This window comes from uncultured Phocaeicola sp. (genome assembly GCF_948499155.1).
GTDB classification, from domain to species: domain Bacteria; phylum Bacteroidota; class Bacteroidia; order Bacteroidales; family Bacteroidaceae; genus Phocaeicola; species Phocaeicola faecalis.
Map to the genome: position 1 here is coordinate 149,227 of NZ_CAOOSE010000008.1, position 6,461 is coordinate 155,687.

Annotated in this window: 9 protein-coding genes; all 9 read right to left on the bottom strand. The window is 44.1% G+C overall.

The genetic code is table 11. The features are described from left to right. Nucleotides 1-89: 89 nt before the first annotated feature. The gene (locus QYT14_RS08445) at nucleotides 90-920 is read right to left on the bottom strand and encodes a hypothetical protein (RefSeq protein WP_032585570.1); all 831 of its coding nucleotides are present in this window, start codon (nucleotides 918-920) and stop codon (nucleotides 90-92) included. 242 nt (nucleotides 921-1,162) lie between these two features. Further along, a complete protein-coding gene (locus tag QYT14_RS08450) occupies nucleotides 1,163-2,281 on the bottom strand; it encodes a site-specific integrase (protein WP_032585568.1) in 1,119 nt (372 codons plus the stop codon). Nucleotides 2,282-2,421: 140 nt separating this feature from the next. Then, the gene (locus QYT14_RS08455; protein ID WP_032585565.1) at nucleotides 2,422-3,357 is read right to left on the bottom strand and encodes a helix-turn-helix domain-containing protein; all 936 of its coding nucleotides are present in this window, start codon (nucleotides 3,355-3,357) and stop codon (nucleotides 2,422-2,424) included. 305 nt (nucleotides 3,358-3,662) lie between these two features. Next, complete coding sequence (locus QYT14_RS08460; RefSeq protein ID WP_288324976.1) at nucleotides 3,663-3,911, bottom strand: hypothetical protein; 249 nt, start codon at nucleotides 3,909-3,911, stop codon at nucleotides 3,663-3,665. 13 nt (nucleotides 3,912-3,924) lie between these two features. After that, complete coding sequence (locus tag QYT14_RS08465) at nucleotides 3,925-4,389, bottom strand: hypothetical protein (RefSeq protein WP_288324978.1); 465 nt, start codon at nucleotides 4,387-4,389, stop codon at nucleotides 3,925-3,927. Between the two features lie 71 nt (nucleotides 4,390-4,460). After that, on the bottom strand, nucleotides 4,461-4,955 hold the full coding sequence (locus tag QYT14_RS08470; protein WP_288324979.1) for an SMI1/KNR4 family protein: 495 nt from the start codon (nucleotides 4,953-4,955) through the stop codon (nucleotides 4,461-4,463). 54 nt (nucleotides 4,956-5,009) lie between these two features. Then, a complete protein-coding gene (locus QYT14_RS08475; RefSeq protein WP_288324980.1) occupies nucleotides 5,010-5,453 on the bottom strand; it encodes a DUF6756 family protein in 444 nt (147 codons plus the stop codon). A gap of 70 nt (nucleotides 5,454-5,523) precedes the next feature. Beyond that, nucleotides 5,524-5,736, bottom strand: coding sequence for a hypothetical protein (locus QYT14_RS08480; RefSeq protein ID WP_237039719.1), 213 nt, complete (start codon nucleotides 5,734-5,736; stop codon nucleotides 5,524-5,526). A 219-nt stretch (nucleotides 5,737-5,955) separates the two neighbouring features. Continuing rightward, nucleotides 5,956-6,360: a group II intron maturase-specific domain-containing protein gene (locus QYT14_RS08485; protein ID WP_288324982.1), complete on the bottom strand. Its 405-nt coding sequence runs from the start codon at nucleotides 6,358-6,360 to the stop codon at nucleotides 5,956-5,958. Between the last annotated feature and the right edge of the window lie 101 nt (nucleotides 6,361-6,461).

The window sequence follows — 6,461 nt, forward strand, 5'->3', positions numbered from 1 at the left end:
GGGCAAAGTTATTCGGGAAATAATGGAATACAGGCTGTTACGTGTTGCCTGATACTTGTCGTTATTGCTGTTATATCCCCGGGAAACGGTCAACTGTTCACTTCCCGTGCATAATCTTCGGGATAATGGAAGTCCAGACTGTCGTTTTCGGGTTCGTCAATGGGAATCAGCGTCTTTGACGGATCGACCTTGAAGTTCTTTATGGTCGCTATATCCGTGTCGGCAAACTCACGTGGAAAAAGGGTCTTGATAAAATTGGCACGGTTGTCCCCGTTGTAGTATTTTTTGTACATGAAACGCTCGGAGATGTTCCACACGAAATGGCGGAGCGGAATGTTGGTAATCTCCCGGGTCAGCCGTCCTGTTATCGGCTTGGGCTTGTAGCTGTGAAGGCACATCCACTTGTTGACCTCGGCACAGATATGGTTGACGGTCTCCTTGTCGGCAATGCGGGGCATGACGAAGTGGATGTACTCCATGACAATGCGGATCCGTTCCGCCTCTTCCTGCTTCTGTCTGTCCTCATAGCTGGCACGGTTCTTTTCGTGAAGTTCCGGGGCAATGGCAATCTCTACCGGTTTTATATCCGGGGTTGCTTCCCCGCCTGTCGGCATCGGTGTCGGAGCTGCAGGTTCATTCGCATCCTGTGGCTGTTCTTCCTGAGCCTTTATGATTCCGGCAGATGCCTTTTTCTTGCCGGACTTGAGTTTCCAGATCTCGTATGAGTCGAAAATGACCGTCTGGAAAGAGAGATAGAGCAGCCACCCGAGAATGTTGCTGCATACAAAGACTATCAGCCTTACAAAATTGTCCTGATTGAAACTTGCGGAGACAATCAGTGTGATAAAAAAGGAAATCAGGCAGATGGCAACGCCGATGAATCCCAGAATGATGTATTTGTCCTTTATCGTTGGTTCCATATCGTTTTTTTCGGTTATTACTTGTAACTGTCAGGTCTTTGCAAATTTAATGGTATTCTTTCAATTATTGCTCATTAGCCTTGGTTGGCGGTTTCTTTTTCAATGTTTTTCACCAAAAGTCCGGAATCATACCAAAATATCATACGATAATGACTTTTTAAGGAATGGTGCCATCAGAAACAGAGGGAGCGGTTAAAGCCTTCACGCAATAACCGCTCCCTCTGAATATCCTGAAACAAGGCCTATGCCTCCTTGCGTTTCAGGGTTATCTTGTCCACCACGTCACACATCTGCTGTGCTGCCATCTTGGAATAGATCTGTGTGGTGGTAATGTTCTTGTGTCCCAGATAGGCTTGTATGACAGCCATGTCCGTACCCATTTCCACGTGCAGGCTTCCGAATGAATGCCGGGTGCAATGGAAGGTTATCTTCTTGGTTATGCCTGCCGCCGACAACCAACGCTTCAGGGGCCCCTGCAGCATCTTGTCCTTGAAGCCCTCGAAGATAAGCCCTTCATGCCGTTCCCCGAGCAGTCCGTAGGCTTCATCACTGATGGGGTTGTGAACAATCTGCTTCGTCTTCTGCATACGGGTGGTGACGAACATCTTGCCGTTGGTGTACGGCTGTATCTGCTGCCAGGTAAGCTGCCTGATGTCGCTCTTCCGCAATCCCGTCAGGCAGGCGAAAAGGAAAGCCCTTTTTAGAACCTCTTCCTCGCATGGCGTTTCGGCAAGCCGTATCAGTTCCTCCTGGCTCAGATGCTCTCTCATGGTGGGAATACTCTCGATGCGGTCCAGAAAGCCGTTGGGATTCTCCTTTATCTTCCTGTCACGGTAGGCCGTATGCAGGACGGCACGGAAAGCCGACCAGTAGCCCGCCGCAGAATTGATATGCAGCTTTTGGTTGGTGTGTATGGTCTGGGGAGCGTTCAGCAGGTACTCCATGAACTTGCGGCACAGGTCCACATCCACCTCTTCAAAGGTGCATTTGCCATTTACAAACCGTTCAAAGTGTTTGTAGACGTGCTGCCACTTGATATTCCTTCTGTCTGCCAGTTCCTTGAAGTAGGCGAGGAAATCCCCTTTCATCCTGGCCTTGTCAAAGAAACCGTTGTTCTCGTTGAAGATGGCTTCGTAACGCCTGTTGCGGAGTATCTCCGCCTTCTTCATCATGCGTGCGTTGAAATCACGCTCCTGCTGGTTGGCAGGTTTGGCAAAAATGTAAATACCCAGAGCTTCACGTGTTATCACTTTCATGGTGGTGTTGTCACGGTAGCCGGGATAATAGTCCAGACACAGCGAATACTGTGTACCGTTCTTGATCTTGCGCTTGCGCAAGGTTACTGTCTTGCATTTACTCATATTGGTGATGTTTTAACTGGTTGTACATTTCCGGAGGTGTCTCCGTGTTCACGGTGGCAAAGGAACAACGTGAAACAGCCGTGAATATCTCCACGGCAATCATTTTGAAATAATTTTCCGGTAATGGCGGTTGTTTGCGGTTATTTGTTCCTTTCAGCCATGACACGCTCCACATCGGAGCGCAGAAGCAGGTTCTTCACACCGACCTTTATCTTTTCGATGTGCTTAACCTTGACGATATGGCAGATGTTGGCTGAGGAAAGCCCGTAAATCTGCCGGACCTGTTCCACGGTGTAATAACGCTCGTCGTTCACAAGGTCAGTCCTGCGGAGTTCGTCCAAATGGGACTTGGAGTAATAGGTGCGGCCGTATTCTTTTTTGGTCGGTATCCTGTGCCGGTAGGCGTATGCCCGGAGTGCGGCAGGCTTCATGCCGAACTGCTCTTCCGCTTCTTCGGTCAGGAGCCAGTCGGTGATACTTTCCATATCAACTGCAACGCCAAAGAACTCGTCAACATGCTTCTTGCTGTAATAGTTCTTTCCAGCGATACGGCAGATGGGGATGCGGTTGCGTTTGGCGGTGGTATAGAGCCATGACTGCTTGACTTTATAAAGGGACATCACCTCTTCACCGGAATAGAAGTCCAAAATTTCATCGCCTTCCTTTTCCCTTTTTTCTTTTTTGGTCGGGAAAGAAGTTGAAGCGGATTTTTTCGGTGTGGAAGTGCTGCCGGGCAGGATGCGGTGGTAGGGATTGCCCTCCAGCATCCGCTCGATGTCGGCTCTGCGGATGAATGCCATGCGGTTGCTGATGCGTGAGGCTTTCAGCTTGCCCATGGCTACAAGTTTATAGATGTACTGTCGGGAACAGCCCATGAGTATGGCTGCTTTAGAAAAGGTGAGATACTCCTGATGCTGTATCTCCATGATTGGCCGGACGGCCTTGAAGAGGTTGTTCTTCTGTGTCATTCTGGCTCGCCGGGCTTCCGCCTGACAAACCTCGCTGCAATACCTTTGCATTCCGCTGCGGGTTACAAAGGATTTGCCGCAAAAACTGCATTTTCGGGTTGCTTTCATACTGCTTTATCGTTTACTGGTTCATTTCTTCAATCCTGTATTCCTGAAGTGGTGAACGGATGTAAACGGCAGTCAACGGTTGTCGCCTTTCTACACGATGTGACCGTCACTGAATGTTGGGGCGGATATTGTCGCTTGTCGTAAACGGTTGTAAACCCTTGTCAACTGTCTGCACGGTGTGACAAAAAACAAGCCCCGCAAATTCTCCACGTCAGAAATACGTCTCAAAAATATGTGGAAATTTGGGAAGCATCAAAAAGCAGCCGAAAAGTGTTAATTTTTAGAATATACTGATAATTAAAGGTTTATGCTTGGATATTTCTGATTGTTTTTGGTTGTTCTACGCTTCTAAATACATAGTATGAAATATCCAAGTCCATACCCTTGTCATAATAGCTGACGCGCATTTCACTCATTGAATCTATTGCCAAAAGGTAATAATTGCCAATTAATTTTTCGTACCAAGTCTCACAACTGACAAAGCCGAACAGTATAATAATACATAATATAACTTTCTTCATGCGTACAATCTTATTGATACCTTTTTTATCCATGCCTATATTGTTGTTAGTTGAATATCAACATACATATTCCTATCCCTGCCAAGAAACTCCATAGCGGGAAAGTATATATTACCCAAGACGGGATAATCCTGTTCCATTTGTTTCCTTTATATTTCAGCAGTATGGCAGCAGTCCGTTTCCGGGTATATCGCAGATAAAAGGGGATGATGCAAAACACGGTTGTCAGGGTAAAAAAGACAAGCCCGCCTTGTAGTTCCGTGAAGTTCTTTCGTGAAAACCAACTGTCCGTCAGCACACAATTGAAGAAAATACTAAAAAAGAGCAGGGCAATCATGAATGTGGCGGCAAACACGCCGAAAGCACTGAAACGTGGCGGATCATTATGCTTCTTGTAGGTAACATACAGCCTGTAATACAGATAATCAAAGAAGCAATACCTGTATTTCTTCCCATTCTGCATTGAGTTATTTCGCTCAAAACGACTTCTTGTTTCACTTGTATTTTTCATCTTTGCTACAAATTATTGCTAATGGTTTGGCGTGGAACGCTGTTCAAGCGTTATCGCGCTTCGTTATGAACTCATTTGAAAGGTATAAGCCTATTGTCTTCACTATCAGAAGCCAGTAACCCTAATAGTTGATTGAAGCTATCACAGACAAAATCTGCTGAATCTTCAAATTCAGGTTCTAATCCATAATAGATTTTACCATAATTATTTGGAGACAAATCAATACATAGATATTGATATTCTCCTCCGACTGCCATTGCAATAGGAATATGCGTATTCCAAAAGTTGCGTATTTCTTCACAGGCTTCTTTATCATCTTTAAGTGCATCAAGGCTCATTATTTCGAACTCGTTCCAACGGAATCCATTATCGACTTCCTCATTAAAATCTTCAATGGAATTAAACCATACGTTATCATCCTCATTTGTGATAAGTTGGAACTCATTCAAGAATTTGAGATAATCTGCCGGGAGATTACTGTATCGTTGTAAAAAGAAAGGAGACAATTCTTCAATTTCAGTTCTTCTTTTTACAACAAATCCTATATTTTGCAATGCTTCAATCATATATTTAATCTTTTAATTCATAATGGCTGGCGAATAATTGACCGTTAGGGCAGTTCATTCGTTTGTTATCAACTTCTTCATTTCATTTTTTCTCACATCAATATAAAGCAACTCATCATGGTCTGTTATGCTATATAACTCCATAAAATCAACAGTCACTAAATAATACTCATCAAGTCCTTCACAATCACCTATGAATGTATATATATCAGACATTCTTGCTTTATAAACAATGAAATCTTTGTTCCAATAATCAATAAAGAAATAGAGAACGATATTTTTGTCTATTATATCCAGTAGATGAAAGTAAGGATCTTCCATGTTGCAATCTATGCTGTATGGCACATATTTAAAGTTCAACCATAATGCACGGGGATTGCCAAATACAAAAGTATCATATAGACTTTGTATTAAAATCTCTTTATCTGCATCCTCTATTTTCTGAAATGGAAGATTGTTGTCCGTGATTGTTCGTTCTATTTCTTTATAATCAAACATGACGTTTTACTTTTGTTGATAAAGGTTTAGCGGGGAACGGCTTGCCGTTATCCTGCGTTGTTATCCGCATTTACATTTCATCGAAAATTGAATCTAAAAGGTTATTCAATTCATCATCAGTGAGATTGAAGTTCTCTTGTTCAATTTTCATGCTCTCGTATATTTCTGCCATTTCCTCTCCTTCGGTAGAGAAAAACTGGTCGGCTGATTTTATGCCGTACTCGTCAACAAGCATTCTTCTGAATACTTGTTTAGCTTTTTCGATTTTCTTTTCTTTTTCCATTTTTCTTTTTTTTAGTTGCGGATAATCGAGTAGGAGAAACGGGATTATTTCCCGTTTCGACCTCTCACACCACCGTGCTTACCGTTCGGTACACGGCGGTTCATTAAACTTGATGTTCTCACGTAATAGTATTCTGACATGGGGATGAACCCCAATCCTTTCAGGTAGTCATTCGTCATACTTGTACTCAATGCAGTAGAAGCGATGCGCACAAGTCCTTTACGAGTTTTGGCTACCGTCAGAGCAACCCATTCGGGGATGTTGAACTGCTTTAGCTTTTTGATGCGGGTACGGATGAACTGCCACTGCTTCCATTATAAAAGTTCGCAGACGGACACGTATCCAGCCGTCCACCTTTTCAAGAAACGTCCTGCATCCGGCTATACGGAAGTAGTTTACCCATCTCCGTATAGCCGTGTTCAACTCTTCCAGCATCTGTCGGATGCTGATTCCACGACTGCGTTTGGTTATCACACGTATCTTGTCCTTTAGTCGTTCTTTCGGACGCTCGGACACACGTGGCACACAACCGCCTTTCTTATACCGAAAACCAAAGCCCTTGTTCGATACGACCTGCTTATAGGCTTGTCTCATGTTGCTTGCGCTAAGTATATCTTCAAGCATACTGTTTCTTTTATTACGTTATACATTTGGTCGTCCTCTTCCATATATGCAAGGTGACATTCCGCGCTTACTCGCTGCTACTTTCCGTTTCCAACGTACTC